The sequence below is a fragment of the Ancylobacter mangrovi genome, from assembly GCF_024752335.1.
Taxonomy (GTDB): Bacteria; Pseudomonadota; Alphaproteobacteria; order Rhizobiales; family Xanthobacteraceae; genus Ancylobacter; species Ancylobacter mangrovi.
On sequence record NZ_JANTHY010000009.1, the window covers coordinates 125,073 to 151,356 of the forward strand.

The 26,284-nt window shown below is 69.3% G+C and carries 27 protein-coding genes; 14 read left to right on the forward strand and 13 right to left on the reverse strand.

Annotated features, from left to right (window positions below; all coding sequences use genetic code 11):
* The first annotated feature begins 23 nt into the window (after positions 1–23).
* Together NVS83_RS19715 and NVS83_RS19720 are read left to right on the forward strand one after the other, a co-directional pair.
* Entirely contained in the window at positions 24–1,829 is a 1,806-nt protein-coding gene (locus NVS83_RS19715) for a monovalent cation:proton antiporter-2 (CPA2) family protein (RefSeq protein ID WP_258740827.1), read from the forward strand.
* Positions 1,826–2,371 carry a DUF924 family protein gene (locus tag NVS83_RS19720; RefSeq protein ID WP_258740828.1) on the forward strand — a complete coding sequence of 182 codons (546 nt, stop codon included), beginning with the start codon at positions 1,826–1,828 and terminating at the stop codon, positions 2,369–2,371. The genes NVS83_RS19715 and NVS83_RS19720 overlap by 4 nt, the downstream gene beginning before the upstream one ends.
* An 81-nt stretch (positions 2,372–2,452) precedes the next feature.
* Here NVS83_RS19720 and NVS83_RS19725 read toward each other — a convergent pair whose 3' ends face one another.
* The 5 genes from NVS83_RS19725 to NVS83_RS19745 all read right to left on the reverse strand — a co-directional run bounded on the left by NVS83_RS19725 (position 2,453) and on the right by NVS83_RS19745 (position 6,373).
* Positions 2,453–2,971, reverse strand: coding sequence for a Dps family protein (locus NVS83_RS19725; RefSeq protein ID WP_258733113.1), 519 nt, complete (start codon positions 2,969–2,971; stop codon positions 2,453–2,455).
* A 168-nt stretch (positions 2,972–3,139) separates the two neighbouring features.
* Positions 3,140–3,655, reverse strand: coding sequence for a hypothetical protein (locus tag NVS83_RS19730; protein ID WP_258740829.1), 516 nt, complete (start codon positions 3,653–3,655; stop codon positions 3,140–3,142).
* A gap of 106 nt (positions 3,656–3,761) precedes the next feature.
* Complete coding sequence (locus tag NVS83_RS19735; RefSeq protein WP_258733111.1) at positions 3,762–4,136, reverse strand: response regulator transcription factor; 375 nt, start codon at positions 4,134–4,136, stop codon at positions 3,762–3,764.
* Positions 4,137–4,256: 120 nt separating this feature from the next.
* Entirely contained in the window at positions 4,257–4,907 is a 651-nt protein-coding gene (locus NVS83_RS19740; RefSeq protein WP_374115093.1) for a response regulator transcription factor, read from the reverse strand.
* A complete protein-coding gene (locus NVS83_RS19745) occupies positions 4,907–6,373 on the reverse strand; it encodes a two-component system sensor histidine kinase NtrB (RefSeq protein WP_258740831.1) in 1,467 nt (488 codons plus the stop codon). Before NVS83_RS19745 ends, NVS83_RS19740 begins: the two co-directional genes overlap by 1 nt.
* A gap of 422 nt (positions 6,374–6,795) precedes the next feature.
* Here NVS83_RS19745 and NVS83_RS19750 point away from each other — a divergent pair, with 422 nt between their 5' ends.
* Together NVS83_RS19750 and NVS83_RS19755 are read left to right on the forward strand one after the other, a co-directional pair.
* The gene (locus tag NVS83_RS19750) at positions 6,796–7,638 is read left to right on the forward strand and encodes a helix-turn-helix domain-containing protein (RefSeq protein WP_258740832.1); all 843 of its coding nucleotides are present in this window, start codon (positions 6,796–6,798) and stop codon (positions 7,636–7,638) included.
* A gap of 113 nt (positions 7,639–7,751) precedes the next feature.
* A complete protein-coding gene (locus NVS83_RS19755) occupies positions 7,752–8,666 on the forward strand; it encodes an alpha/beta fold hydrolase (protein ID WP_374115091.1) in 915 nt (304 codons plus the stop codon).
* Positions 8,667–8,746: 80 nt separating this feature from the next.
* Here NVS83_RS19755 and putA read toward each other — a convergent pair whose 3' ends face one another.
* Positions 8,747–12,613, reverse strand: a complete 3,867-nt coding sequence (gene putA, locus NVS83_RS19760; protein WP_258740834.1) for a trifunctional transcriptional regulator/proline dehydrogenase/L-glutamate gamma-semialdehyde dehydrogenase — start codon at positions 12,611–12,613, stop codon at positions 8,747–8,749.
* Positions 12,614–12,886: 273 nt separating this feature from the next.
* Here putA and NVS83_RS19765 point away from each other — a divergent pair, with 273 nt between their 5' ends.
* Positions 12,887–13,915, forward strand: coding sequence for an LLM class flavin-dependent oxidoreductase (locus tag NVS83_RS19765; RefSeq protein ID WP_258740835.1), 1,029 nt, complete (start codon positions 12,887–12,889; stop codon positions 13,913–13,915).
* Positions 13,916–13,942: 27 nt separating this feature from the next.
* On the opposite strand, the gene NVS83_RS19770 is transcribed toward NVS83_RS19765, so the two are convergent.
* Together NVS83_RS19770 and NVS83_RS19775 are read right to left on the reverse strand one after the other, a co-directional pair.
* Positions 13,943–14,848 (reverse strand): DMT family transporter, encoded by a 906-nt coding sequence (locus NVS83_RS19770; protein WP_258740836.1) that lies wholly within the window; start codon positions 14,846–14,848, stop codon positions 13,943–13,945.
* A 208-nt stretch (positions 14,849–15,056) separates the two neighbouring features.
* The gene (locus NVS83_RS19775; protein WP_258740837.1) at positions 15,057–15,983 is read right to left on the reverse strand and encodes a LysR substrate-binding domain-containing protein; all 927 of its coding nucleotides are present in this window, start codon (positions 15,981–15,983) and stop codon (positions 15,057–15,059) included.
* Between the two features lie 151 nt (positions 15,984–16,134).
* On the opposite strand from NVS83_RS19775, the gene NVS83_RS19780 reads away from it, so the two are divergent.
* Positions 16,135–16,449, forward strand: coding sequence for a DMT family transporter (locus NVS83_RS19780; protein WP_258733102.1), 315 nt, complete (start codon positions 16,135–16,137; stop codon positions 16,447–16,449).
* 5 nt (positions 16,450–16,454) lie between these two features.
* On the opposite strand, the gene NVS83_RS19785 is transcribed toward NVS83_RS19780, so the two are convergent.
* Together NVS83_RS19785 and NVS83_RS19790 are read right to left on the reverse strand one after the other, a co-directional pair.
* A complete protein-coding gene (locus NVS83_RS19785; RefSeq protein ID WP_258740838.1) occupies positions 16,455–17,630 on the reverse strand; it encodes an FAD-dependent monooxygenase in 1,176 nt (391 codons plus the stop codon).
* A 15-nt stretch (positions 17,631–17,645) separates the two neighbouring features.
* Positions 17,646–17,894 (reverse strand): zinc-finger domain-containing protein, encoded by a 249-nt coding sequence (locus tag NVS83_RS19790; RefSeq protein ID WP_258740839.1) that lies wholly within the window; start codon positions 17,892–17,894, stop codon positions 17,646–17,648.
* A 154-nt stretch (positions 17,895–18,048) separates the two neighbouring features.
* On the opposite strand from NVS83_RS19790, the gene NVS83_RS19795 reads away from it, so the two are divergent.
* The 6 genes from NVS83_RS19795 to NVS83_RS19820 all read left to right on the forward strand — a co-directional run bounded on the left by NVS83_RS19795 (position 18,049) and on the right by NVS83_RS19820 (position 22,627).
* Entirely contained in the window at positions 18,049–18,747 is a 699-nt protein-coding gene (locus NVS83_RS19795; RefSeq protein WP_258740840.1) for a hypothetical protein, read from the forward strand.
* Positions 18,748–18,812: 65 nt separating this feature from the next.
* Complete coding sequence (locus NVS83_RS19800; protein ID WP_258740841.1) at positions 18,813–19,826, forward strand: hypothetical protein; 1,014 nt, start codon at positions 18,813–18,815, stop codon at positions 19,824–19,826.
* A 48-nt stretch (positions 19,827–19,874) separates the two neighbouring features.
* A complete protein-coding gene (locus tag NVS83_RS19805) occupies positions 19,875–20,627 on the forward strand; it encodes an alpha/beta fold hydrolase (protein ID WP_258740842.1) in 753 nt (250 codons plus the stop codon).
* A gap of 219 nt (positions 20,628–20,846) precedes the next feature.
* The gene (gene cysE / locus NVS83_RS19810; protein ID WP_258740843.1) at positions 20,847–21,695 is read left to right on the forward strand and encodes a serine O-acetyltransferase; all 849 of its coding nucleotides are present in this window, start codon (positions 20,847–20,849) and stop codon (positions 21,693–21,695) included.
* 170 nt (positions 21,696–21,865) lie between these two features.
* Entirely contained in the window at positions 21,866–22,081 is a 216-nt protein-coding gene (locus NVS83_RS19815) for a DUF3126 family protein (protein ID WP_258733095.1), read from the forward strand.
* A gap of 15 nt (positions 22,082–22,096) precedes the next feature.
* On the forward strand, positions 22,097–22,627 hold the full coding sequence (locus tag NVS83_RS19820) for a gamma carbonic anhydrase family protein (protein ID WP_258733094.1): 531 nt from the start codon (positions 22,097–22,099) through the stop codon (positions 22,625–22,627).
* A gap of 72 nt (positions 22,628–22,699) precedes the next feature.
* Here the strand turns inward: NVS83_RS19820 and NVS83_RS19825 are convergent, their stop codons facing one another.
* Positions 22,700–23,365, reverse strand: coding sequence for a transglutaminase-like cysteine peptidase (locus tag NVS83_RS19825; protein ID WP_258733093.1), 666 nt, complete (start codon positions 23,363–23,365; stop codon positions 22,700–22,702).
* A gap of 252 nt (positions 23,366–23,617) precedes the next feature.
* Between NVS83_RS19825 and NVS83_RS19830 the strand changes: the two genes are divergently transcribed.
* Together NVS83_RS19830 and NVS83_RS19835 are read left to right on the forward strand one after the other, a co-directional pair.
* On the forward strand, positions 23,618–24,388 hold the full coding sequence (locus tag NVS83_RS19830) for a rhomboid family intramembrane serine protease (protein ID WP_258740844.1): 771 nt from the start codon (positions 23,618–23,620) through the stop codon (positions 24,386–24,388).
* Between the two features lie 178 nt (positions 24,389–24,566).
* Entirely contained in the window at positions 24,567–24,998 is a 432-nt protein-coding gene (locus NVS83_RS19835) for a CBS domain-containing protein (protein ID WP_258733091.1), read from the forward strand.
* 125 nt (positions 24,999–25,123) lie between these two features.
* On the opposite strand, the gene hisI is transcribed toward NVS83_RS19835, so the two are convergent.
* Positions 25,124–25,615 carry a phosphoribosyl-AMP cyclohydrolase gene (gene hisI, locus NVS83_RS19840; RefSeq protein ID WP_258740845.1) on the reverse strand — a complete coding sequence of 164 codons (492 nt, stop codon included), beginning with the start codon at positions 25,613–25,615 and terminating at the stop codon, positions 25,124–25,126.
* Positions 25,616–25,633: 18 nt separating this feature from the next.
* Positions 25,634–26,281: a GTP cyclohydrolase I FolE gene (folE, locus tag NVS83_RS19845; RefSeq protein WP_258740846.1), complete on the reverse strand. Its 648-nt coding sequence runs from the start codon at positions 26,279–26,281 to the stop codon at positions 25,634–25,636.
* Positions 26,282–26,284 lie beyond the last annotated feature (3 nt).

Here is a 26,284-nt window from a genome sequence, read left to right on the forward strand (position 1 = left end):
TGTGATTCCCCAGGGAGCAAAGCATGGTCGCCGAGGCTGCCGAAGCCGTTCACGCCAGCCAGGCCGCCGCGCATGGCGGCTTCAATCTCGTTCCCGTCGTCGTGCTGCTGGGCGCGGCGGTGGTCGCGGTGCCGCTGTTCAAGAAGCTCGGCCTCGGCTCGGTGCTGGGCTATCTCGCCGCCGGCCTCGTCATCGGGCCGTTCGGCCTCGGCCTGTTCAGCGACCCGCAGTCGATCCTGCACGTCGCCGAACTCGGCGTGGTGATGTTCCTGTTCGTCATCGGGCTGGAGATGCAGCCCTCGCGGCTGTGGGCGATGCGCGGGGAGATCTTCGGGCTCGGGCTGGCGCAGGTGCTGGTGTGTATCGGCGTGCTGACCTGCGTCGGCCTCGCGCTCGGCTATCCGGTGGCGCAGAGCTTCGTCGCCGGCACCGGCTTCGTGCTCACCTCCACGGCGATCGTCATGCAGATGCTGGAGGAGCGGCGCTCGCTCGCCCTGCCCAAGGGAAGGCGCATCGTCGCCATCCTGCTGCTGGAGGACCTCGCCATCGTGCCACTGCTGGCGCTGGTCGCCTTCCTCGCGCCGGGCGGTGAAAACGCGACGCTGGCCGACCGGCTCACCAGCATCGGCATCGGGCTCGCCTCGATCGCCGCGCTGGTGATTGCCGGGCGCTATCTGCTCGATCCCATGTTCCGCATCCTCGGCAAGGCGCGGGCGCGCGAGGTGATGACGGCGGCCGCACTGTTCGTCGTGCTCGGCGCGGCGCTGGCGATGCAGTTCGGCGGGCTGTCGATGGCGATGGGCGCCTTCCTGGCGGGCGTGCTGCTGTCGGAATCCTCCTTCCGCCACCAGCTCGAAGCCGATGTCGAGCCGTTCCGCGGCGTGCTGCTGGGGCTGTTCTTCCTCGGCGTCGGCATGGCGCTGGACCTCGACGTCATCGCCGCCAACTGGGCGCTGATCGCCATATCCGTCGTCGCCTACATGGTGCTGAAGATGATCGGCATCTACGCCGTCGCGCGGCTGTTCCGGGCGAGCAACCGCGAGGCGCTGGAGCGGGCGGTGCTGATGGCGCAGGGCGGCGAGTTCGCCTTCGTGCTCTACGCCGCCGCATCGGCGGTGGGCATCATCGACGGCGAGGCCAACGCGATCCTGACCGCGACCATCATCGTCTCGATGGCGCTGACGCCGCTGCTTATGATGGCGCATGACCGGCTGATGCCGAAGGTGGCGCCCTCGATGGACGGCATCGATGCGGCCGAGAACCTGTCCGCCAGCGTGCTGCTGATCGGCTTCGGCCGCTTCGGCCAGATCGTCAGCCAGCCGCTGCTGGCGCGCAGCTGCTCGATCTCGATCATCGAATCCGACCCCGACATGATCCGCGACGCGCGCGATTTCGGCTTCAAGGTCTATTATGGCGACGGCACGCGGCTCGACATCCTCCACGCGGCCGGCGCGCCCGAGGCGCGGCTGATCGTGGTGGCGGCGAACGATCCCGAGTCGATCGTGCGGATCGTCGAACTGGTGAAGGCCGAGTTCCCGCTGGTGCCGGTGCTCGCCCGCGCCATGAATCGCGAGCACGCGGTGGCGCTCGTCCATGCCGGCGCGGACTGGCAGATCCGCGAGACCTTCGAATCGGCGCTCGCCCTCGGCGAGCAGGCGCTACGGCTGATGGACGTGGACGAGGAGGAGTGCGCGCGGGTGATGGAGGATGTCAGGCGCCGCGACGCGGCGCGGTTCGCCGAGGAACTCACCGGCGGCATCTATGCCGGCCTCGACTTCATTCACGGCAACAAGCCGGGCGGCACCGCGCCGCCGGGGGCTTCCTCGTGAGCGCCGATGGCGATGGCGCGGGCGTGGTCGCGTTCTGGCGCGAGGCCGGCGAGGAGCGCTGGTTCGCCAAGGACGACGCGTTCGACCGGCAGTTCCGCGACCTGTTCCTCGATCTCCACATGGAGGTGGCCGCCCGCCGGCACGACGGCTGGATGGCGACGGCCGAGGGCACGCTGGCGCTGCTGATCCTCACCGACCAGTTTCCGCGCAACGCCTTTCGCGGCACCGGCCACATGTACGCGACCGATCCGCTGGCGCGCTTCTATGCCCGCCATGCGCGGCTCGCGGGCCTCGACGGGCAGGTGGAGCCGGCGCTGCGCGTCTTCTTCAGCCTTCCCTTCGGCCACTCCGAGCAGATGGCGGACCAGGACATCTCGGTCTCGATCTGCGCCGGGATCGGGGAGGAGGTGCTCAGGCACGCCGATGGGCACCGGGACATCATCCGCCGCTTCGGCCGCTTCCCGCACCGCAATTCCGTGCTGGGCCGCGTGACGACGGCGGAAGAGGCGGCCTTCCTCGCCGCCGGCGGCTTCTCGGGATAGCCGGGAATCATTCCGGCCGGCGTGGCGCCGGCCGGTCTCGGGTTCTGGCGCGAGGCAGTCGGGCGTGCCTCGCCTTGCTGCCTATTTGGGCTTGCGGGTCATCTCGAACAGGAACCACGCGCGGCGCTCGGCCTCGTCGATCCAGTTCTCGATCAGGCTGGCGCTGGCGACGTCCTCGTACTCGTCGCACACATTGTGGGCCTCGCGCAGGAAGCCGACCATGCGGCGGTTGTCCTCGGCGAGCTCGGCCAGCATGTCCTCGGGGGTGACATATTCGGCGTCGTTGTCCTCGAGCCGCTGGAGCCGGCTGATATGGCCGATCGAGCGCAGCGTCGTGCCGCCGACCTTGCGCGCGCGCTCGGCGAGGTCGTCCGTGGTGGCGAAGATCTGGTCGCCATGCTCGTCCAGCAGCAGGTGATAGTCGCGGAAATGCGGGCCGGACATGTGCCAGTGGAAGTTCTTCGTCTTCAGGTACAGGGCGAACATGTCGGCGAGGACGCCGGTGAGCGCGGCGGCAACGTCACGCGTGGCGTTCGAGCCGAGATCGGTGGGGGTGGAGAGAGGGGCCTTCTGGCGGCTCTTTGCCGAGGCTGAGTCCATTGTCGCGCTCCATGGCTGACGATCGAGATTGACCCGGGAGACCGGTGCGACGGTACACCCGTAGAGGAAGACAGGCGAGAGGCCCGTCCCACGACAATGATCTAGGGCGCTGCCCCGCGCTTGAGAATTGACCGCTCGTCTAGATCGCTCATACCTGCGTTTGCCCGCTCAGCGGAGCGAGGCTCGCAGCCGGCGAAGCTGACGCAGCGTCTCCTGCTTGATGAGGTCGATCCGCAGCCAGGCGAAGAGCTGGCGCTGCACGGCGGTCGCGGTCTCGATCAGCCAGGCCATCCACGCAATGGTCATCAGCTTCGGCCGGCCGGCGGTGAAGATGCGCTCGACCACGACGAAGCTGATCAGATAGGCCAGCACCAGCGCCAGCGTCCCCGTGCGCACCGCGCCGTCGGCGATCCAGATCAGCGCGATGAACTTGAACGGCTCGACCGTGAGGTAGGGAATGGCGAGCAGGACCAGGATGGTGAAGGGCGAGCGCGCGCCGACCCAGCGCTCGAAGGCCCGCATCAGCCTGAGCGCGGCGAGGCGGTCGATCAGCGGACGGTAGAACGGCCGGAACAGCTCGTCGGCGAGAATGATGATCGCGAGCAGGAGCCGGAGCAGGAACAGCAGTCCGGCGCGTAGCGGCCAGCGCCTCGCGCGCGCCGGCGGGACTGGAGAACGGGTCATGTCGACATTAGAGCCGATCTGTCGGCCGCTGTCCCGGACTTCCACTGTCTCGGACTTCCGCTGTCCGGTCTTCGGTCGTCGGAGGCTTCGGCGCTCTGCGTCCCGCTCAGGGGCGGGGCGCTGCGCCGCGCGCGGTCAGGGCGCGGTCGATGCATTCGATCATGGCGGAGCCGTCGAAGGGCTTGGCGAGGAAGCCGATGGCGCCACCCGCATCCGCCTGCCGGCGGACGCGTTCCTCGGGGAAGGCGGTGATGAAGATGAGCGGCGTATCCGCGCCGCGGGCGCGCAGCACGCTCTGCAGCTCGACCCCGCTCATGCCGGGCATCTGCACATCGGTGATGACGCAGGCCGTCTCCTCGACCAGCGAGGATTTCAGGAAATCCTCGGCGGAGGCGAAGGTGCGGGCGGCGAGGCCCAGCGAGCGCACCAGGCTTTCCGTCGCGACGCGAACCGATTCGTCATCGTCGATGATCGAAATCATCGGTAGAGGGGACACTTCACTATACCTCGGGGTTGAATTCCAATGCGGCGCCGGGCGCCGTTTCTGGTCGGAATATAGGCCGGTCCCCATCGAATTCGAATTATACGCAGGTTTGCCAGCCTATCTCTTGGCATCATGCAGGCCGAGTGTCTCGGCCATGCGCACGAGATCGGCGAGCGAGCGCGCGCCCATTTTCTTCATTACATGGCCGCGGTGGATCTTGACCGTGATCTCGCTCAAGCCGACTTCGGCGGCGACCTGCTTGTTCATGAGGCCGGTGGTCACCAGCGTCATGATTTCCTTCTCGCGCGCGGTCAGCGTGTCGAACAGCGCGCGCACGTCGGAAACGCTCTTCTGGGCCGCGCGCCGCTCGCGGTCCATCTGCAGCGCCGCCGACACCGCGTCGAGCATGTCCTGGTCGCGGAACGGCTTGGTGAGGAAGTCGACCGCGCCCGCCTTCATCGCCCGCACGGACATCGGGATGTCGCCGTGGCCGGTCATGAAGATGATCGGCATCTCGACGTCCGAGCGGGCGAGCTGGCTCTGGAAATCGAGGCCGCTCACATTCGGCAGCCGGATGTCGAGCACGAGGCAGCGCGGCACGTCGGGCAGACGGGCCGCCAGCAGCTCGCCGGCCGAGCCGAACAGTTCGACCCGGAGCCCGATGGAGCGGAACAGGCTCGAGAGGCCCTCGCGCAGTTCGGCGTCGTCGTCGACCACGATCACCAGCGGCTCGTCGGTCGGGGAGGTAGGCTGAGAGGGCGGGGCGATCACGTCGGTTCATCCTCCGGCACGGGCAGCCTGACGGCGAAGGTCATGCCGCCCGTTTCGTTCGGCGCGGCGGCGATGCGCCCGCCATGGGCTTCGATGATGGAACGGGAGATGGACAGGCCCATCCCCATGCCGTCCTGCTTGGTGCTGTAGAAGGCGTTGAAGAGCTTCGGCAGGTTCTCCGGCGCGATTCCCGGCCCGCGGTCGCGCACTTCGATGACGACGGCGCGGCCGTCCTCGTCCTGTTCCGCACGGGTGACGATGCCGAGACGCCGGCCCCGCGGCGGGACCGCGTCCATCGCCTGCATGGCGTTGAGCGAGAGGTTGATGAGTACCTGCTGGAGCTGCACCCGGTCGCCGGCCACCGCCGGCACGTGGCGGTCGAACGCCAGCTCCAGCGCGATGCGGTGCTGGGCCAGCTCGCGCTCCAGCAATTGCAGCATCTCCTCGACCACTTCGTTGACGTCGAGCGGCGTGTGCTGGGGCTCGCTGCGGCGGGCGAGGGCGCGCAGCCGCGCTACCACGTCGCTCGCCCGGCGGCCGTTGCTGATCATGCGCTCGACGCTGGCCTTGGCTTCGCCGATGTCGGGCTCGGGCCGGTCGAGCCAGCGCAGGCACGCCGCGCCGTTGGTGACAACGGCGGCGAGCGGCTGGTTGATCTCGTGGGCGATGGAAGCGGTCAGCTCGCCGAGCGTGGTGATGCGCGTGACGTGGGTGAGCTGGGTGCGGGTCTGGTGCAGCGCGTCCTCGGCCCGGCGCCGCTCTGTGAGGTCGCTGTTGGTCTCCATGGTGGCGGCGGGGCGCCCGCGCTCGTCGCGCTGCAGCGACCAGCGGCTCATCACCGTCACCCGGCTGCCGTCCTTGCGGGTATGGGTCAGCTCGCCCTCCCAGCGGCCGGTCTGGAGCAGCTCGCGGCGGATGGCGGCGAGCGCGTGGGGGAAGGCGGTCTTCAGCAGATCGGCGGCGTTGCGGCCGACCGCCTCGGCCCGCGTCCAGCCATAGAGCTCCTGCGCGCCCTGGCTCCAGTAGCGGATGACGTCTTCCGTATCGCGCACGAAGATCGCGTCATGGGTGAGGTCGAGCAGGGCGGCCTGCTCCTTCAGGGAATCGGTGGCGTCCTGGTTGCGCAGCGACAGCAGCGTGGTGACCGTGATCGCCGCGATGCTGACCGCGCAGCGCATGACCGAACCGAGATCGAAGCTGTCGCCATGGATGATGAAGAAGCTGGCCAGCGTCAGGCCGACGCACAGGCCGGAAATGGCCAGAAGGCCCCGCCGCTCCACATAGTTCGCCGCCAGCAGGACGACGACGACGTAGAGAACCGCGATCGCCATGTCGACCGGCGAGAACGTGTCGAGCGCGAAGATCGCCGCGGCGAGGATGGTGGCCAGCACGGCCATCTGCCAGTTCTTCCTCGGTTCGATGTCGGTATCCTCGTGCCCCGTCGCATCACCGCGATCGTCCATGTCCCAGCCTGCCGATCCCCGATGGCGCCTGTTTGCCGCGCGCCATCCTCCGCATGCCATGCGGGCCCATCAACGCCGCGTCGGCGCGCGGCAGTCTATCCGAAACGCACGCACCGGGCGCGAGGCGGCGCTTCCCGACGGCCGTCCTCTCCCGGTTCTCCTCGTCCCGTGCCGGCGGCACCATACCAAGGTATCGGTCGTTCAAACTCATCATATAAGCGGCCAAACCCACGTAGAATGGAGGGCGGGACGCGGCTCGATCATCCTTCGAACATCGCCAGCAACGAGCGGAACGCATCGCCGGATCGAGAGAACCAACCGATGTCGCGGGGAGGGCAAAGCACCATCCCCCGATCTGCGGATCTCTCCTGAAGGCAGCATCCAGCGGCTTCTGCAGCTTCGAAGATCAGAGGATCAGGCCCATGTCGCTCCATGTCTCGCCGCCTTTCGAAGGCCTCGCCGTCACCCCCCGTATCGTCGAAATCCAGCCGGCCGCCGCCCATGGCCGGGCGCCCCGCAGCGCCGCGGGCGCATGGGACGGCGCGAATGAAAGTCTTTCCGTCCGCCTCGACCATGTCGGCATGTCGGTCGCCGTCTCGCCGCAGAACGGGCGGACGCCGGAAGGGCCGGACGCGGACGTCGTCCGCCTCGCCATGCCCCGCAGCGAATATGAGCGCGTGGTCGGCATGCTGTCCGGCCGGGACGGCGACCTCTCCGGCCGCGGCGATCCGGTGATCGACCGGCTGACCCTCGCGCTCGGTGCCGCGCAGGGCAATGGCAGCGAATATTCCGGCCTCTATGCCGACGCGCTGCGGCTCGCCATCCTCACCCGGCTGCTCGGTCTGCCCGGCGGTGAAACCCGCACCGCGGATCTCGAGGCTCCGGCCGACGCGCCGGTGCAACCGAAGGAAACGCGCCGGCCCAAGTCCGGCCTTCCGAAGTGGCGCTTCAAGCGCGTCGCCGCCTATGTCGCCGAGAACCTGGCCGAAAGCGTCACGCTGGCCGACATGGCGACCGCGGCCGGGCTGAGCCGGATGCACTTCGCCGCCCAGTTCCGGGTCTCGACCGGCATGCGCCCGCACGACTACCTGCTGCGCCAGCGGATCGAGGCGGCCCAGCAGATGATGCTGGAGAGCGGCGACTCGCTGATCCAGATCGCGCTCGGCGTCGGCTTCCAGACGCAGGCACATTTCACTACCGTGTTCCGCAAGATCGTCGGCGAGACGCCCTATCAGTGGCGCAGCGCCAACCGCATGCGGGGCTGACCGGGCGGGCTTCGCCGCGCAGCCGCGGCGCATCCGGTTCCGCGACGAAGCCGGCCACGTTCGACGGGCGCCCGTGAGCGCCCGTCCCGTCCCTCGACCGCGCCGTCCACGGTATGGCGATCGGGGCATCCGTCCAGACTGAACGCCTCGCAAACACAGGGAATTTCACCATGGGCTACGTTACAACCAAGGATGGTGTCGAGATCTTCTACAAGGACTGGGGTCCGAAGGACGCCCAGCCGATCGTGTTCCACCACGGCTGGCCGCTCTCGGCCGACGATTGGGACACCCAGATGCTGTTCTTCCTCGGCAAGGGCTACCGCGTGATCGCCCACGACCGGCGCGGCCATGGCCGCTCGGCGCAGGTCTCCGAAGGCCACGACATGGACCATTACGCCGCCGACGCCGCGGCGGTGATGGAGCATCTGGACCTGCGCAACGCGGTGCATGTCGGCCATTCCACCGGCGGTGGCGAGGTCGCGCGCTATGTCGCCCGGCACGGCGAGCCGCAGGGCCGGGTCGCCAAGGCGGTGCTGGTGAGCGCCGTTCCGCCGCTGATGGTGAAGACCGCGACCAATCCCGGCGGCACCCCGATCGAGGTGTTCGACGGCTTCCGTTCGGCGCTGGCCGCCAACCGCGCCCAGTTCTTCCTCGACGTTCCGACAGGGCCGTTCTACGGCTTCAACCGGCCGGGCGCGACGATCTCCGATGGCGTCATCCGCAACTGGTGGCGGCAGGGGATGATGGGCTCGGCCAAGGCCCATTACGAGGGCATCAAGGCGTTCTCCGAGACCGACCAGACCGAGGACCTGAAGGCGATCAGCGTGCCGACGCTGGTGCTGCACGGCGAGGACGACCAGGTCGTGCCGATCGACGATGCCGGCCGGCTCTCGGTCAAGCTGGTGCAGAACGGCACGCTGAAGACCTATCCCGGCTATCCGCACGGCATGCTGACCGTGCATGCGGACGTGCTCAACCCGGACCTGCTCGCCTTCGTCGAGGGCAAGCCGCTGGCTCAGGCCGCGTAAGCCTATCGCGCGACACGACAAACGCAGGAAGGGACGGCGGGCGACTGCCGTCCCTTTTTCGTGGCTTGGCGGCTTTTTGGCTAGCCGATGCTCATCAGGCTGGCATTGCCGCCGGCCGCCGCCGTGTTGGTGCTGATCGAGCGCTCCAGCATTAGCATGTCGAGCGGGTAGAGCGCGCCGGATTCCAGCGCCTCGGGCGTGAGCCCGTGCACAAGGACGATGGCGCCCTGCCGGGCGGCGATGTCCTGGTTGAGGCGCCGGAGCGCGTCGCCGTCGCCCTCGAACAGCACGGCGTCGAAGCGTGCGCCCTCGATGTCGCCACCCTCCGGAGCCTCGGCCAGCGAGATCCAGCCCTCCAGCCCGGCCGGCAGCGGCGGCAGGGTCGAGCCTTCCAGCAGCACACGGTTACCCGTGGCGAGCGCGCAGGCGATCTGCACCGCGAGGCCGCGCTCGGTGGCTGCGAGGCACAGCACCGTGCCGCGCGGGCCGAGGGCGTAGAGGTTGCGCTCGCCCACCGGCCCGGCAAGCTCGGCCTGATGGCCGTAGGGCGCACAGCCCACCGCGGCGCCGGCGAGATCGCGGGTGAGGGGATCGGACTGGAAGTCGACCCACAGCCGCGCCTCGTCCGAGGCGTTCGAGGCGTTCGAGGCGGCGAGGCTGACCGCCGGGCGCTGCGACAGCAGGCGCAGCAGATAGAGCGGCCCGCCGGCCTTCGGCCCGGTGCCCGACAGGCCATGCCCGCCGAAGGGCTGGACCCCGACCACCGCGCCGATGACGTTGCGGTTCACATAGATATTGCCGGCCTCGATGCGCGCGGTGACCTGGGCGATGGTCTCGTCGATGCGGGTGTGCAGCCCGAAGGTGAGGCCGTAGCCCGTGGCGTCGATCGCCTCGATCAGCTCGCCGAGCGCCTCGCGCCGGTAGCGCACGACATGCAGCACCGGGCCGAACACCTCGCGCGTCAGCTCGCCGATATGGTCGATCTCGATCAGGGTCGGCGGCACGAAGGTGCCCTGCTGGCAAACCTCGGCAAGGGCGAGCTGCTCGACGCGCCGGCCGGCCTCCCGCATCCGGGCGATGTGGGACTCGATGCCGGCCTTGGCCTCGGCGGTGATGACGGGGCCGATATCGGTCGACAGGTGCACCGGATTGCCGACCGACAGCTCCTTGAGCGCGCCGCGCAGCATCTCCAGCATCCGGTCGGCGACGTCCTCCTGAAGGCACAGGATGCGCAGCGCCGAGCAGCGCTGGCCGGCGGAATCGAAGGCGGAGGTCAGCACGTCCGCCACCACCTGTTCCGCCAGCGCCGAGGAATCGACGATCATCGCATTCTGCCCGCCCGTCTCGGCGATGAGCGGGATGACGCCGCCGTCCGGGTTCAGCCGCTCGGCGAGCTGGCGCTGGATGAGGCGGGCGACCTCGGTGGAGCCGGTGAACATGACGCCGCGCGTGCGCGCGTCGCCGACCAGCGCCGCGCCGGCCTCGCCCGCGCCTGGCACGAGCTGGACCGCGCCCGGCGGGACGCCGGCCTCGCGCAGGATCTCGACGGCGGCGCAGGCGATCAGCGGCGTCTCCTCCGCCGGCTTGGCGAGCACCGCATTGCCGGCGGCGAGCGCGGCCGCGACCTGGCCGGTGAAGATGGCGAGCGGGAAGTTCCACGGGCTGATGCACACCACCGGGCCGAGCGGGCGGTGGGTGTCGAGCGAGAAGCCGTCGCGCACCTGCGCGCCGTAATAGCGCAGGAAATCCACCGCCTCGCGGACCTCGCCGATGGCGTTGGGATAGGACTTGCCGGCCTCGCGCACGATGGTGCCGATCAGCGCCGGCATGCGCGCTTCCATGATCTCGGCCGCGCGCAGCAGGCAGGCGGCGCGCTCCTGGGGCGGCGTCGACTGCCAGATCGGCGCGCTTGCATGGGCGAGCTCCATGGCGCGGGCGACGATTTCCGGCGTCGCTTCCTCGACCGTGCCGACCTCGTCGCGATGGTCGGCCGGGTTCAGCACCGGGCGGGCGATGCCGGCGGCAGACCCGTCGCCGAGCAGCGGCACGGCCTTCAGCGGCGCAGCGCTGCCGGCGAGCAGGGCGGCGGCGAGCGAGGCGAGGCGCTGCTCGTTGGAGAGGTCGAGGCCGGCGGAATTGCGCCGCACCTCGCCGAACATCTCCGCCGGGGCGGCGATGCGCGGGTGCGGCGCGCCCAGCGGCTCGACGCGCGCGGCGGCCTCGACCGGGCTCTCGATCAGCTCCTCGAGCGGGACAGCCTTGTCGGCGATGCGGTTGACGAAGGAGGAGTTGGCCCCGTTCTCCAGAAGCCGGCGCACCAGATAGGCGAGCAGCGTCTCGTGCGTGCCCACCGGCGCGTAGATGCGGCAGGGCCGGCCCAGCTTCTCGCGGCCCACCACCTCCTCGTAGAGCGGCTCGCCCATGCCGTGCAGGCACTGGAATTCATATTGCCCCGCATAGTAGTTGGGCCCCGCCATTTCCATGACGGTGGAGAGGGTCTGCGCGTTGTGGGTGGCGAATTGCGGGAACACGGCGTCCGGCGCGGCGAGCAGCTTGCGGGCGCAGGCGAGATAGGCGACGTCGGTGTGCGCCTTGCGCGTATAGACCGGGAAGCCTTCCAGCCCGTCGAGCTGCGCCCGCTTGATCTCGCTGTCCCAATAGGCGCCCTTGACCAGCCGGATCATCAGCCGGTGACCGGAGCGACGGGCGAGGTCGATGAGGTAGTCGATCACATAGGGGCAGCGCTTCTGGTAGGCCTGGATGACGAAACCGATGCCGTTCCAGCCACTTAGAGACTCTTCGAAACAAAGTGATTCCAGAAGGTCGAGCGACAGCTCCAGCCGGTCGGCTTCTTCGGCGTCGATGTTGATGCCGATGTCGTAATGCCGCGCGAGCTTGGCCAGCGTGACAATACGCGGCAGCAACTCGTTGATAACGCGGTCATATTGGGCGCGCGAGTAGCGCGGATGCAGGGCCGAGAGCTTGATCGAGATGCCCGGCCCCTCATAGATGCCGCGCCCGGCCGAGGCCTTGCCGATGGCGTGGATCGCCTGCTCGTAATCGGCGAGGTAGCGCTGCGCGTCGGCCTCGGTGGCGGCGGCCTCGCCGAGCATGTCGAAGGAGTAGCGGAAGCCTTTAGCCTCCATGCGGCGCGAATTGGCGAGCGCCTCGGAAATGGTCTGCCCGGTGACGAACTGCTCGCCCATCATCCGCATGGCGACGTCGACGCCCTTGCGGATCAGCGGCTCGCCGCCGCGCCCGATCAGCTTGGTCAGCGCGCCGGAGAGGCCCGCCTCGCTCGAGGTGGTGGTGAGCTTGCCGGTGAGGACGAGGCCCCAGGTCGCGGCGTTGACGAACAGCGAAGGGCTATGGCCGAGATGGGCCTGCCAGTCGCCATGGCCGATCTTGTCGCGGATCAGCGCGTCGCGTGTCGCCCGATCCGGGATGCGCAGCAGCGCCTCGGCGAGGCACATCAGCGCCACGCCCTCCTGGCTGGAGAGCGAATATTCGTGGATCAGCCCTTCCACCGGGCCCTTCTGGCCCTTCGCCCGCAGCGCTTCCACCAGCGCGCGGGTGCGCTCCTTCGCGGCCTCTGCGCGCGGGCCCGGCAGGGTGGCGGGGCCGACGAGCAGCGGCAGGCATTCGGTCTCCGGCATGCGGTAGGCGCCGGTGATGCGCGCGCGCAGGACGCTCTGCGGGTGCACGCCGCGGGCGAAGGGCAGGAAGGGGCTGGCGGCGGCATCGGCCGTATCCGCGCCATCCGGCGCCGCGGGTTCGGCCTCGCCCGTGCCGGTGGCGGGCGGCAGACCGTGCTCCACGCGCTCGATGGCGGTGATGAGGGCCTGCTTGACGAGGGCGTGGGCGGAACGGCCCTCGCGCTCGGCGGCGGCCTTCAGGCGGTCGCGCAGCTCCTCGTCGATCTTCACGCCGATGGTCGTGTTGGCCATGACCCGCTCTCCGCTCCGCCGTACCTGGTTGCGCCTCGTTCAGGGCGGGTTCTCCTTATCGGTGAAACCGCATTTCGGCAAGGTACAACCTTATCTCGTATGAGGTTACACCTTGGATGCCGTCCGGCCTTCCGCCGCGCCGTCCGGCTCGCGGCGGGCCACAAATGGCGAAGGTCGAGAATGACGCAACGTCACCATCCGTCATCGGTTCATCGTCCTGTCCGCATCGTCCCGCATGCTTGCAAAGGCGCGTAGGCTGCCCATCTCAGGCCGATGACCCGTCTCTCCTCCGTCCCGCTCTCCGTGCTCGACCTTTCCTTCGTGATCTCCGGCGGCACCGGGCCGCAGGCGTTGCGCGGGACGGTCGAGCTTGCCCGCCATGTCGATCAGCTCGGCTTCGCCCGGTTCTGGGTTGCCGAGCATCATAACCTGCCATCGGTCGCCTCGGGGGCGCCGGACGTGATGTCCGGGCAGATCCTTGCCGCGACCGAGCGGATCCGCGTCGGGTCGGGCGGGGTGATGCTGCCCAACCATGCCCCCCTGATGGTGGCGGAGCGCTTCAAGGTGCTGGAGGGGCTCTATCCCGGCCGGGTCGATCTCGGCCTCGGGCGCGCGCCCGGCACCGATCAACTCACGGCGCTGGCGCTGCGCCGGCGGCGCGACGTCGAAGTGGCGGACGATTTCCTCGACCGCCTGCGCGAACTGATGGCCTGGGACACCGGCAATTGGCCGGCCGACCATCCCTTCCGCAACATCAAGGTGATGCCGGTCGACGTGAAGCTGCCGCCGATCTGGCTGCTGGGCTCGTCCGGCTACAGCGCGCGGCTGGCGGCGCAGGTCGGGGTGGGCTTCGCCTTCGCGCATCATTTCGCCGAGCACGACGTGCTCGACGCCATGCTGGGCTATCGCGAGGCGTTCCAGCCCTCCGAGCGGCTCGACAAGCCGCACGCGCTCCTCGCCCTGTCGGTGGTGTGCGCGCCGACCGACGAGGAGGCCGAGTGGCTGGCCGGCAGCGTCGATCTCTCGCATCTGCGGCGCATGCATGGCGATTACGGGCCGGTGCCGAGCCCGGAGGAGGCGGCCGCCTATCCCTATACGGAGGCCGACCGCTCCTTCATCCGCCGCAACCGCTCAAAGGTGCTGGTCGGCGGCCCGCAGAAAGTGGCGGAAGGGCTTGAGAACTTCCTCGACACCACGCTGGCCGACGAGATCATGATCACCACCCCGGTGCATGACCTCGCCGCCAAGAAGCGTTCCTACACGCTGGTCAAGGCGCTGCAGGCCGCGCACGTGGCGGCCTGAGCGTGGCCTCCCTCGCCGGGCCGCGCCTCAGGCCTGCGCCGGGCGGGTGACCAGCCAGATGCCGAGCGCGATCGGCACGATGCCGAGAATGTCGAGCGGGGGCACCGCCTCGCCGAGCAGCAGCCAGCCGAAGAACAGGCCGAGCGGCGGCATCAGGAAGTGCAGGCTCGAGGCCGCCGTCGCGCTCGAACGGGTGAGCAGGTAGAACCACAGCCCGTAGCCGCCGATCGACACGCCGATCACGAGATAGGCGAAGCCGGCGAACAGGTTGGCGGTGAGGCGGATATCGCCCATGTTCTCCGTCATCAGCGCGATCGGCACCAGCGCCAGCCCTCCGGCGAGGCACTGTATGGCGTTGCCGGTCCACACCCCGCCGCGCGGCCGCAGATATTTGAAGGCCAGCGTCCCGGCCGCGAGCGCCGAGACCCCGCCGGCGACGAGCAGAGTGCCGGCCAGGCTCTCATGCGCGCCGGCAAGGCGCGAGCGCAGCACGATCACCACGCCGACCAGCCCGAGGCCGATGCCGGCCCATTTCACCAGCGTCATGCGCTCGCCCAGCAGCGGCCCGGCGAACAGCGCCACCACCAGCGGCAGGCAGCTCGTGAGCACCGCCGTATAGGCGGAGGAGGTGAAGGTAAGCGCCGTCCAGTTGAGGCCGAGATAGAGCGAATTGTTGAGCAGCCCGACGAAGACGAGCGCGAGCAGGTCGCGCCGCCCGATGGCCGGCCGCCCGTCCACCCACCAGGCAAGCACGATCATGATCACGCCGGCCACGAGCAGCCGGGCCGACAGCAGGATCAGCGGCGGGCAGTCACCCAGCGCGAGCTTGGCCCCGGCGAAGGCTGCCGACCAGAGCACGCAGAACAGCGCGATCAGCAGCGGCAAGGGCAAAAAGCTGCGTGGCGCGGCAAGCGCGGGTGCGGCGGCGGGCATGGGTCAATCTCCGGGAGCGCGCGGGCAGGTTGAGTGCCGACGTGATGCACGCATGTTAACGTCGCCGCCTTCGATCGGAAAACGAGATGTTTTCATGGCCGCCATGAGCAAAGACGATTCAAGGCCGGTCGTCTGAATCCAAGCCTCTGGACCGTCTAGCATTCCGCGCGCCGGGCGGGCGTGACCCAGCGCAATTGTCCGGCATGTTTCAGCCATTGCCGGGCATGGGCGGCGGGCTTGGCGTGCGGATGGCGGAGAGTTCGTCCATCACCCAGCTCCGCAGCACCGCGACCGCCGGCCGCTCCGCCGCGTTGGCCGGGTAGACGAGATGATAGGCCAGTCCCTCGATGCGCGGGCCGAAGGGCTGCACCAGCGCACCCGAGGCGAGCTCGGCGGCGACGAGCGGAAGCCCCAGCAGCGCGACGCCGTGACCGGCGATGACCGCCTGTATGGCGCTGGTCTCGTCGCTGAAGGAGAGGCCGGCATCGGTGTCGAGCGTCTTCAGCCCGGCCTTGCGCGCCCAGGCGGCCCAGCTCGGCAGGATCGCCTCCAGCGCCGGCGGCACGCCGCGCAGATGGATGAGCGTCGCGCCCGCGAGGTCCTCGGGCCGGCGGACAGTGAGATGGGCGCTGCAGACCGGCGCGAAGCCTTCCGTTAGCAGGGGTAGGGCGGTGAGGCCCGGATAGGGACCGCGCCCGTAGCGAATGGCGGCGTCCGCCTCGCCGGCGGCAAGGTCGACCAGTTCGTCGGAAGCGTGCAGCCGCAGGTCCCAGCCCGGATGGCGGGCCCGGAAGCCGGCGATGCGCGGCACCAGCAGCCGGGCACTCAGCGCCGTGGTGGCGGACAGCGTCGCCACCTGCCGGCCGGTGCGCGGACGCAGCGCGTCGATCGCCTCGGCCATGTCGTCGAACGCACCGCGCAGCGGCGGCAGGAGCGCTCGCCCTTCCGTGGTGAGCGCCACCTTGCGGGTCTGGCGCACGAACAGCGCTACGCCCAGCTCCGCCTCCAGCCGGCGGATCTGGTGGCTGACGGCGGTCGGCGTCACGCCGAGCTCGGCGGCGGCGCGCTTGAAGCTCTGGAGCCTGGCCGCCGCCTCGAAGACGCGCAGCGAGCCGAGCGGCGGAAGGCGGCGCATGGGGCAATCCTACGGATGAATGAAACTCATTCATGAGGTGAGAAATCGGCGTTTGTCCAGTGCCGGCGGCATCGACTAAACGAAGCCTGAGTCATTTCTCGCGGCGCCGTCGAATCGTCCGGCGTCGGGTCGTCCTTGGAGTTCGAATATCGTGGCCTGGGTCTATCTCGGCATTGCCGGCCTGCTCGAAGTCGTGTTCGCGATGAGCATGAAGAATGCGGAAGGCTTCACTCGCCTGGTGCCGAGCCTGATTACCGGCGCCACCGGCATCGCCGGCTTCATCTGCCTCGGTCTCGCGCTGAAGGACCTGCCGGTGAGCGTCGCCTACCCGGTGTGGACCGCGATCGGCACACTGGGCACGGTGCTGTTCGGCACGCTCATGCTGGGAGAGACGCTGAGCGTCTCCAAGCTCGTCTGCCTCGCCATGATCGTGATCGGCATTTCCGGGCTGAAGGCGGCGGTGTAGGCGCCTTATGGCGTCCAGCCATAGATCCAGCCATAGCGCTCCAGCACCGCGCTGCCCGAGCGGGCGCGCATGACGAAGTCGCGTGCCATCCGCGCCGGGCCGGAGAGGTGGTAGATGCGGTCCATGGAGCGGGCGGCGCGCTGCACGGCGGCGGTGCGTGGCCGGCGCGCGGCCTCGTAGCGGGCGAGGGCGGCGGGAATGTCGCCGCCGTCCGCAAGGCAGCGGGCGAGCACGACCGCATCCTCGATCGCCTGCGCCGCGCCCTGGGCGAGGAAGGGCGGCATTGCATGGGCGGCGTCGCCGAGCAGGGTGACGGGCCCCGTCGCCGCGCCCCAGCCGGGCAGCGGGTCGAGGTCGAACAGCGCCCAGCGCAGCCAGCGCTCGGGCGCGCCGAGCAGGGCGAGGGTCTGCCGGCTCCAGCCGCGATAATGGGCGATGAGTTCGTCGGGCGAGCCTTCCTGGCTCCAGCCATGGTCCTCGCGCTCGTCGGGCGTGACGGCGACCAGGTTGACCGCCGTGCCCGCCTTCACCGGATAGCTGACGAGATGGGCCCCCGGGCCGAGCCAGAGCCGCGTCACCGGGTCGGCGAGGGCAGCGGGCAGGGCGTTCGTCGGCACGGTGGCACGCCAGGCGGCGCGATGGCGGAAGGACGGTTTGGCCTCGGGAAAGAGCTGGAGGCGGACGAAGGAGCGCAGCCCGTCGGCGCCGATCAGCGCATCGGCGCGCGCCGTGGTCCCGCCATGGGCGTGGATGGCGAGGGCATCGCCCTGCCGCTCGAAGCCGTGCACCGCGCAGTCGAGGAGGATCGAGATACCCGGCGTCTCGCGCGCGGCCGCGAGCAGGGCGGCCTGCAAATCGGCGCGGTGGACGACGATGAAGGGGCCGCCGAAGCGGGCCTCGGCCTCCGCGCCCATCGCGGCCTGCGTGATGCCGGTGCCCTGGCGCCCGTCCATCACCGCAAAGGCGTCCGGAATCACCGCGTCAGCGGCGATGCGCTCATAGAGGCCGAGCGATTGCAGGCAGCGCGTGGCATTGGCGGCGAGTTGGACGCCCGCCCCGGCCTCTTCCAGCGCATGGGCGCGCTCCAGCACTGCGACCTCGAACCCGGCCCGCGCCAGCGCGATGGCCGCGGTGAGGCCGCCAATGCCGGCACCGGCAATGGCGATGGAGCCCCGGGGCATGGATCGGCTGCCCGGTCAGGCCGCGACGGGCGTCTCGTAGAGGCAGCCCGGCGGGGTCGAATCGGTGCCGTGGAGCTTGGCGTCGAACTTGTAGAGCGTCGAGCAGTAGGGGCAGATGATCTCGTCGTCCGACCCCATGTCGAGGAAGACATGCGGATGGTCGTAGGGCGGCAGCGCGCCCACGCACATGAACTTCCGCGCGCCGATGGCGATGCTCGGCACGCCGGCCGAATTGTGGAAATGGGGAACGACGTGGCCCGCCATGATCTTTCGCCTGTCCGCACGAATTGAAACCCGCGCGGACCATAACCGCTGAAACCGCCGGGGCAAAGGGGCGAGAGGGCGATTGCAGCCGCGATCCCTCTATCATGCCGTCCCGTCACAGAGATGGCGGCAGCGGGAAAAGGGATAGCGGAGCGTGGGCGGAAGGGGTGAAGGCGAGGACGAGCGAGCGGCGACATCCGCCGTGGCGATCTGCCGGTCGGTCTATGAGGAAACGCGCGCATTCCATGCCGGGACTGCGATGGAACTCGGCGAGGCTGACTTCGGATTCCGCATTCTCTATGGGCCGCCCAGGGTGGCGACACCGCTGCTGTTTCTCGGTGACCAGCCCGGCGGCGGCGAGAAGGACAATCGCAAGGGCCTGGCGGATGGCGAGCGCGAGATCTGGCCGGAGACGAGCGACTACGCGACCGCCTGCTGGAAACTGGCGAAGCGAATCCGGAACGTGTGGGACGATCCGCCTCTGGGAGAAAGTACCGGGCTCAACCTCAACTTCTTCCGGTCGGCAAGCCAAGGTGAGTGGCGGCAGCTTCCGCTCTCCCTCCGCGCAAAGCTCGAGGAATTCAGCCTGCCGCGTGCCGTCCGGATCGTCCGAGCTCTTGCGCCCCGCCACATCGTCGTGATCGGGCTCGGAACGTTCCAGCGCGCGGTGGGCGTGGCGGAAGCCGCTGCCGTTCGCGACGCGCTCGTCTCGGACAGAGGACGTGTTCTCGCGCGGACGGGTGAGCTGTGGGGAAGCCCGGCGACGGGCGTGTTGCATCTGAGCGGGGCCCACATCAGCGCCGAGGACAGGCAGAAGCTCAACGCGTTTCTGCGTGAACGGGTAGGTGGCTGAGCGCTCCGCCCCCCATCGCGTCGCCACAATGGCTCCCCATATGGAGGGCTCCCCGGGAACCGTTCATGTATCGCATTCTTGCCGCCGCCGGATTTCTGCTCGCCTTCGCAGGTGCCGCCCATTGGGTCGTGCCGGCGGGGCGCTATGCCTATGAGCTGGTGGCGGCGGGCGACGATGCGGCGCGGATCGCCGATCTCCAGCTCGACCGGGAGCTGTCCGCCCCGCGTGTCGCGCAGGAGATCGAGGACGCGCTGGCGAATGACGATGGCGAACTCGCGGCCAGCTTCGTCGAGCTCGCGGATGCGCGCGGCATCGCGGTCGACACCTCGCTCCGGCTGCGCGTCGCGGCGGCGAACAGCACGGCGGTGGTCGCGGCGCGGCGCGCGGGCGCCTTCGGCGAAGGCTTCGTCACCGGCACGGCCGACGACATGGCCGGGCTCGCCGGTGCCGCGGCGGGCGACCTTACCGTCTGGGGCGACCTGCGCGATGCGGGGCGCGAGGCGCTGCATTGGGCGCGGGGCGAGCCGGTGGACGATGTGATGCTGGGCCTCGCCGGTGCCGGCATCGTCGCGACCGGGGCGACCTACGCGGTGTTCGGCGCGCCGCTGACGCTGCGGGCCGGGCTGAGCCTGCTCAAGGGCGCGCGCCGGGCCGGTGCGCTGAGCGCGCGGCTGGCGGGCAACCTCGTCACGGCGCTGCGCGGCGGCCGGCGCGCCGAGGCGGCGCTGGTCGTCGCCGATGTCGGGCGCACCGCTGCCAAGGCGGGCACGCGCGCCACGCTCGCCGGGCTGCGCCATGTCGACGATGCCGCCGGCGCGGCGCGGCTGGCGCGGCTTTCCGGCGCGAAGGGCGGCAAGACGCTGGCGATCCTGAAGACGCTGGGGCGCGGGGCGCTGTTCGTCACCGAGGCGATGTGGAAGCTCGCGTTCTGGATCATCGCGCTGGCGGTGAACGCGTTCGGGCTGGTCAGCTCGTTTAACGCGCTGGTGGTGGCGATGGTGCGCCCGCTCTGGCGCCGGCGGCGGACGGGAGCCACCCATGCGCTGGCGGCGCTTGGCAGGGGCATGCTGGCTGTCTAGCTTCCCGCGAATTCGCGCGGACACCCGCAAGGACGCCAGAGAGAGACCATGCCGACCTTCCAGCACGACGGTATCGACTTCGCCTATCTCGACGAGGGGCAGAGCGATCCGGTGATCCTCGTCCACGGCTTCGGCTCGACCAAGGAGATCAACTGGGTCGGCCCGGGCTGGGTGACCACGCTGACGGGCGCCGGGCGGCGGGTGATCGCGCTCGATAATCGCGGCCATGGTGCCTCGGGAAAGATCTACGACTCGGCGGCCTACGACCCGTGGATCATGGCGCGCGACGTGCTGGCGCTGATGGACCATCTCGGCCTGCCGCGCGCGGACTTGATGGGCTATTCGATGGGCGGGCGGATCAGCGCCTGTGTGGCGCTGGAAGCGCCCGAGCGGGTGCGCTCACTCATCCTCGGCGGCATCGGCATCCATCTGGTGGAAGGAGCGGGCCTGCCGCTGGCCATCGCCGACGCGATGCGCGCGCCGAGCCTCGAGGACGTCACCGACCCGATGGGGCGCACCTTCCGCGCCTTCGCCGACCAGACCAGGGCCGACCGCGAGGCGCTGGCGGCCTGCATCGTCGGCTCGCGCCGCACGCTCAGCCGCGAGGAGGTGGCGCGCATCGCCGTGCCGACGCTGATCGCGGTGGGGACGACCGACGACGTGGCGGGCGCGGCGGCCCCGCTCGGGGCGCTGATCCCCGGCGCGCAGGTGGTCGACATTCCCGGCCGCGACCACATGCGTGCGGTGGGCGACAAGGTGTTCAAGCAGGCCGCGCTGGCCTTTCTCAACGCGCGGCCCTGAGCGGGCTGGCTTCCGTCCGAGGCGCTCGAAAGGCGAGCGGACGGAATCGGTTGCCGGGCGGTGTTGAGAAAGTGATTCCGAGGGTCCCTTCAGCCGGCGCTGCGCGGGCGCGGCGGACATAGGCTCATCGTGCGGCCTGTGCTAAAACCGGAGCAACTCGTAACAGGGCGCCGGCCACCTGCCAGCCAAGGCCGGGCCGGCGCGGAGGGACATACGTCCATGGCGCAGAACTCACTTCATCGCGTCGACGCGCAGGGGCGCGCGCTCGACAAGGTCGATCCGGTATGGACCCGCATCCGCGCCGAGGCGGAGGACATCGCCGCGCGCGAGCCGGCGCTGGCGAGCTTCATCTTCTCCACGGTGCTCTACCACCACACGCTGGAGCGCGCGGTGGCGCACCGCATCTCCCAGCGGCTCGACCATGTCGACGTGCCGGGCGAGCTGATCCGGCAGGCGTTCGACGATGCGGTGGCCGATGATCCCGAGCTCGGCGTCGCCATCCGCGCCGACATCCTCGCCGTGTGCGACCGCGACCCGGCGACCCAGCGCGCGATCGAGCCGCTGCTCTATTACAAGGGCTTCCACGCCATCCAGACCCACCGGCTGGCGCACTGGCTGTGGAAGAACGGGCGCAAGGACTTCGCGCTCTACCTGCAGAGCCGCTCCTCGGTGGTGCACCAGGTGGACATCAACCCGGCCGCGCCGTTCGGGCGGGGCATCTTCTTCGACCACGCCACCGGCATCGTGGTCGGCGAGACGGCGGTGATCGAGGACAACGTCTCGATCCTGCAGGGCGTCACGCTGGGCGGCACCGGCAAGGAGCATGGCGACCGTCACCCGAAGATCCGCCGCGGCGTGCTGATCGGCGCCGGGGCCGAGGTGCTCGGCAATATCGAGGTCGGCCACTGCGCGCGCGTTGCCGCCGGCTCGGTGGTGCTCAAGCCCGTGCCGCACAACACCACCGTGGCCGGCGTGCCGGCGCGCGTGGTCGGGGAGGCGGGCTGTGCCGAGCCCTCGCGCAGCATGAACCAGAATTTCGAGCCGAGCGGCTCCGGCGAGCCGGGCTGAGTCCGCTCGCTTGAGGTCGGCGCCCGCACGGGATCGGCCTCCGTCGAAACCGTCCGGGGCAACGGCCCCGGGGCGATACGGCCTGAGGATGGTGCCCGCCCCCGGTTGCGCCTGCGCGCCGGGCGTGGCAAGCCTGCGGCCCACTGAAACCAGTTCCGGGAGCATCCGCCTTGGAGAAGAAGGATTGCGAGCGCATCCAGACCTATATGCGCCGCCTGTTCAGCAACACGCAGCTTCGCGTCGTCGGTCGCCCGAAGAAGAAGGATTCGGCCGAGGTCTATCTCGGTGACGAGTTCATCGGCGTCCTGTTCGAGGACAAGGAGGACGGCGACCTCTCCTACAACTTCCAGATGGCCATCCTCGATACCGATCTCGAAGAGGTCTGAGGAAGGGGCTGCGGCATGGCGATCTATGCGCTCGACGGCGTGGCGCCGGACCTCCCGGCGCTCGGCCGCTGCTGGATCGCTCCCTCCGCCGAAGTGATCGGCAACGTGCTGATCGGCGACGAGGCGAGCGTCTGGTTCGGTTCTGTCATCCGGGGCGACAATGAGCGGGTCACGCTCGGCGCCCGGGTGAACATCCAGGAACTGTGCGTGCTGCACACCGATCCCGGCTTCCCGATGATGATCGGCGACGACTGCACCATCGGCCACAAGGCGATTCTGCACGGCTGCACGATCGGGGAGAACAGCCTGGTCGGCATGGGCGCCACCGTGCTGAACGGGGCGAAGATCGGGCGCAACTGCCTGGTCGGCGCCGGCGCGCTGGTGACCGAGGGCAAGGAGTTCCCCGACAATTCGCTGATCGTGGGGGCGCCTGCCAAGGCGATCCGCACGCTGGACGAGAGCTGGGCGGAGCGTATCCACGGCACCGCCGCGCATTATGTGCGCAACTGGCGGCGCTTCTCGACCGGGTTGAGCCGGGTCGACTGAACACGCTGACGCCCGCGGCCGGAAGGGCCCGCGGGCGCCGGCCGCCGAAAAGGCTGCCGGGAAGCTGGCTGATCAGTGGGTGCCGTTGCGGCCCACGGTGAGCGGAGCCAGCACGTCGCCGAGCGAGACCCACTGGTCTGGATTGCCCTGCGCCTGCCGCTTCACGAAGCGGTAGCCGGTCTCCTGCCACGGCATGATCGCCGATTCCTGATTGTCGAGCACCAGATCGCCATGGTCGGTGACCACGGTGAGGACCGAATGTCCCTCGCCCTGATGGTCGCGCACCACCGTGATGAGCAGGGTCTCCGGCGGCCAGCCGAGCGAGATCAGCGTGCGGCGCTTGAGCAGCACATAGTCCTCGCAGTCGCCATAGCCGTCCTCGGGATAGGTCCAGCGCTCGACCTCGCCGTAATGATCCATGTCGGTCATCGGCTTGATGCGCTCATTGATGTCGTCATTGACCGCGCGGAGCTGGGCGAGGTCGGCCTCGCTGAGCGCGATCTTGCCGCCGCGATGGTTGCCGCCGCCGCAATCGCCGGGGAAGGCGGTGCAGAACTGGACATAGCCGATCGGCGTCGAGGTCTTGTCGCCCGCGATCATGTTCGCGGATAGGTTGGCGTGCATCGCCAGCCGGTCATTCGCCTCGGCGGGGATGCTCCCCGCCACCGAGCCTGCCATCGTACCTGCCACGACCGCCACCGCCGCCGCGAGAAGGGCCCGTTCGAGCCTCTTTTTCATCGCGCACCTCATTCCTGTCTATGAAAGACATCATGACATACAGATTTTTATTCTGATCTAAGCGATGCGGAAGATTCGCGAGTACAGCGGATAGAGCCTGTTAATATCTTTTCTATTGGCATTAACCACAACTATAGGCAACTTGTTCACGACGCCGTTTAAGCCCCTCGCAAGGTCTGCCGGTCGCAGCCTTTTGCCCGCGTCGCGCCCTGCCGACTTGCCCCGCCGCGCGCCGGCGCCTATGTGATCGGAGTGCTCGATACGACCCAGCTTTCCCACCAGAAAGGCCAGCCGCTTCTGAACGTGCCGGCGGTCATAACCGCCCTGGCCGTGACGATGCTCGCCATCCAGCTGGTGCGCGACCATCTCGACCCGGAGACCGGCGTCGACATATTGGCGCTGTTCGCCTTCATCCCGGCCCGGTTCGATCCTTCTGTTCTGGCCGCGGGCGTGCTGCCGGGCGGGTGGGGCGCGGATGTGTGGACCTTCGTCACCTACGCCTTCCTGCATGGCGGCTGGACCCATGTCGGGCTCAACCTGCTGTGGCTGCTGGCCTTCGGCAGCCCGGTGGCGCGGCGCTTCGGCCCGGTGCGCTTTCTCTTGTTCTTCGCCGTGACAGCGGCGGCGGGGGCGGGGCTGCATCTGCTGACCCATGAGGGCGAAGTGGTGCCGATGATAGGCGCCTCGGCCTCGGTGTCGGGCTGCATGGCGGCGGCGATCCGCTTCATGTTCGCCTCCGAGCGCTATGTCGCCTGGGGGCCGGAAATGTTCGGCCAGTCGGTCAACTACCCGGCCGAGCCGCTGATGGCGGTGATGCGCGACCGCCGGGTGATCGCCTTCGTCGCGGTCTGGTTCCTCATCAATCTGGGCGTCGGCCTCGCTTCGCCCGGCCAGCTGGTCGACGGCAGCATTGCCTGGGAGGCGCATATTGGCGGCTTCCTCGTCGGACTGCTGCTGTTCCCGCTGTTCGACCCCGTCGGCCGCTTTCCCGGCCAGGGGCCCTACGCCCGGCAGCGCGGCTGAGGCCGACGGCGCCGCCACGCGGACCCTATTGCCTCCCGTAGCGTTAAGGTCGATCATTATCCCCTAAATGTCCGCATTCCCGCGCACCGATCGCGGGAGGAGACGGATGGTGAGGGCGACGCGGCCGATGCCCCGAACCGGGCTGGCCGCGCGCGTCCCGGCGGGAAGGAGATAGACCATGACCGTGAGGTCGATACTCGACGAGAAGGGTTACGACGTTCAGACCATCAGCCCGAACGCCTCGCTGCGCGAAGCGGTGGAAGTGCTGGCCGAGAAGCGCATCGGCGCCATCGTGGTGACGGATGGCGAGCGCCGCGTGGTCGGCATCCTGTCCGAGCGGGACGCGGTGCGCGTCATCGGCCGCGACGGCCCGGCCCGGCTGAGCGATCCCGTCAGCGCGGTGATGACCACCAAGGTGGTGACCGCCGACGGCAACGAGACCGTGCATCAGGTGATGGAGCACATGACGGGCGGACGCTTCCGCCATCTGCCGGTGGTGCAGGGCGGCAAGCTCATCGGCATCATCTCCATCGGCGACGTGGTGAAGCACCGGCTGGCGGAGATGGAGCGCGAGAGCGTCGCCATGCGCGAATACATCATGTCGACCTGAGAACACCCGCGCGGGCGCCGAACCGGGTTCCGGCGCCGCCGGCAGGGGGCGTGCGAGGGCAGGATGTGTGCGCACGACGGGGCCGCGCGCGCGTCCGGCGCGTGCCGCAATGCGCCTGTCGTCGCTCAGAAGCGCGGGGTGTCGGTCTTCTTCGCCGCGCCGTAGACCTGCGAGGGGTCGAACAGCTTGCCGCCGTCATTGACCGTGAGCTGCAGCTCGGGCGAGGGCGGAGCGCCCAGCGGCACAGAGCGGAAGAAGCAGGAACGGTGCCCGGTGTGGCAGGCCGCGCCCGGGCCTGCCATCTCCACCCGCATCAGCACCGCGTCCTGGTCGCAGTCGATGGAAAGCTCGACCACCTTCTGGAAGTGGCCGCTTTCCTCGCCCTTCTTCCACAGCCGGCGGCGCGAGCGGCTGTAATAGTGGGCGAAGCCGGTCTCGATGGTGAGGGCGAGCGCCTGCGCGTCCATATGGGCGAGCATCAGCACCGCACCGTCGTGCGCGTCGACGGCGACGGCGGTGATCAGCCCGTCGGCATCGAATTTCGGCGCGAGGCGATCGCCTTCCTCGATGGCGGCCTTGTCGCCGCGCGGGGCGAAGCTCGGGACGGTATCGGGCATGGAATCAGCGCCGCGCGCTCACGGACGCATGCCGCGCAGCAGGCTCATGAAGCGAACCTGCTCCTGCGGGTCGTCGCGGAACACGCCGGTGAACTGGGTGGTCACGGTCGAGGCGCCCGCCTTGCGCACGCCGCGCATCGCCATGCACATGTGCTCGGCCTCGACGAGGATCGCGACGCCGCGCGGCTTCAGCGCCTCGTCGATGGCGGTCACGATCTGCGAGGTGAGGTGCTCCTGCGTCTGCAGGCGGCGGGCGAAGATGTCGACGATGCGCGCGATCTTCGACAGGCCGACCACCCGCTCCACCGGGAAATAGGCGACATGCGCCTTGCCGATGAACGGCACCATGTGGTGTTCGCAATGCGAGTGGAACTCGATGTCGCGCACCAGCACCATGTCGTCGAAATTGCCGATCTCGCCGAAGGTGCGGTCGAGGATCTTGTCGGCGGAGGTGCGGTAGCCGCTGTAGAGCTCCTCATAGGCGCGCACGACGCGCTTGGGCGTATCGAGCAGGCCCTCGCGCTCCGGATCGTCCCCGGCCCAGGCGATCAGCGTTCGCACCGCGGCCTCGGCCTCCTCGCGCGAGGGACGCGCCGGATTGACCGGGACGGCCGATTCCGCCTCGCTCTTCGCGCTGGCCATCAGGGATTTAAGCACGGCATCCATGAC

What these genes read in the sequence shown, in the direction of transcription:
- NVS83_RS19745 (WP_258740831.1), bottom strand. Translation starts at nt 6,373, where the DNA reads ATGGACGATCGCGGTGATGCGACGGGGCACGAGGATACCGACATCGAA.
- NVS83_RS19750 (WP_258740832.1), top strand. Translation starts at nt 6,796, where the DNA reads ATGTCGCTCCATGTCTCGCCGCCTTTCGAAGGCCTCGCCGTCACCCCC.
- NVS83_RS19725 (WP_258733113.1), bottom strand. Translation starts at nt 2,971, where the DNA reads ATGGACTCAGCCTCGGCAAAGAGCCGCCAGAAGGCCCCTCTCTCCACC.
- NVS83_RS19775 (WP_258740837.1), bottom strand. Translation starts at nt 15,983, where the DNA reads ATGCGCCGCCTTCCGCCGCTCGGCTCGCTGCGCGTCTTCGAGGCGGCG.
- NVS83_RS19825 (WP_258733093.1), bottom strand. Translation starts at nt 23,365, where the DNA reads ATGAAAAAGAGGCTCGAACGGGCCCTTCTCGCGGCGGCGGTGGCGGTC.
- NVS83_RS19805 (WP_258740842.1), top strand. Translation starts at nt 19,875, where the DNA reads ATGCCGACCTTCCAGCACGACGGTATCGACTTCGCCTATCTCGACGAG.
- NVS83_RS19715 (WP_258740827.1), top strand. Translation starts at nt 24, where the DNA reads ATGGTCGCCGAGGCTGCCGAAGCCGTTCACGCCAGCCAGGCCGCCGCG.
- cysE (WP_258740843.1), top strand. Translation starts at nt 20,847, where the DNA reads ATGGCGCAGAACTCACTTCATCGCGTCGACGCGCAGGGGCGCGCGCTC.
- putA (WP_258740834.1), bottom strand. Translation starts at nt 12,613, where the DNA reads ATGGCCAACACGACCATCGGCGTGAAGATCGACGAGGAGCTGCGCGAC.
- NVS83_RS19800 (WP_258740841.1), top strand. Translation starts at nt 18,813, where the DNA reads ATGTATCGCATTCTTGCCGCCGCCGGATTTCTGCTCGCCTTCGCAGGT.
- NVS83_RS19730 (WP_258740829.1), bottom strand. Translation starts at nt 3,655, where the DNA reads ATGACCCGTTCTCCAGTCCCGCCGGCGCGCGCGAGGCGCTGGCCGCTA.
- folE (WP_258740846.1), bottom strand. Translation starts at nt 26,281, where the DNA reads ATGGATGCCGTGCTTAAATCCCTGATGGCCAGCGCGAAGAGCGAGGCG.
- NVS83_RS19770 (WP_258740836.1), bottom strand. Translation starts at nt 14,848, where the DNA reads ATGCCCGCCGCCGCACCCGCGCTTGCCGCGCCACGCAGCTTTTTGCCC.
- NVS83_RS19735 (WP_258733111.1), bottom strand. Translation starts at nt 4,136, where the DNA reads ATGATTTCGATCATCGACGATGACGAATCGGTTCGCGTCGCGACGGAA.
- NVS83_RS19835 (WP_258733091.1), top strand. Translation starts at nt 24,567, where the DNA reads ATGACCGTGAGGTCGATACTCGACGAGAAGGGTTACGACGTTCAGACC.
- hisI (WP_258740845.1), bottom strand. Translation starts at nt 25,615, where the DNA reads ATGCCCGATACCGTCCCGAGCTTCGCCCCGCGCGGCGACAAGGCCGCC.
- NVS83_RS19755 (WP_374115091.1), top strand. Translation starts at nt 7,752, where the DNA reads ATGGCGATCGGGGCATCCGTCCAGACTGAACGCCTCGCAAACACAGGG.
- NVS83_RS19785 (WP_258740838.1), bottom strand. Translation starts at nt 17,630, where the DNA reads ATGCCCCGGGGCTCCATCGCCATTGCCGGTGCCGGCATTGGCGGCCTC.
- NVS83_RS19820 (WP_258733094.1), top strand. Translation starts at nt 22,097, where the DNA reads ATGGCGATCTATGCGCTCGACGGCGTGGCGCCGGACCTCCCGGCGCTC.
- NVS83_RS19790 (WP_258740839.1), bottom strand. Translation starts at nt 17,894, where the DNA reads ATGGCGGGCCACGTCGTTCCCCATTTCCACAATTCGGCCGGCGTGCCG.
- NVS83_RS19765 (WP_258740835.1), top strand. Translation starts at nt 12,887, where the DNA reads ATGACCCGTCTCTCCTCCGTCCCGCTCTCCGTGCTCGACCTTTCCTTC.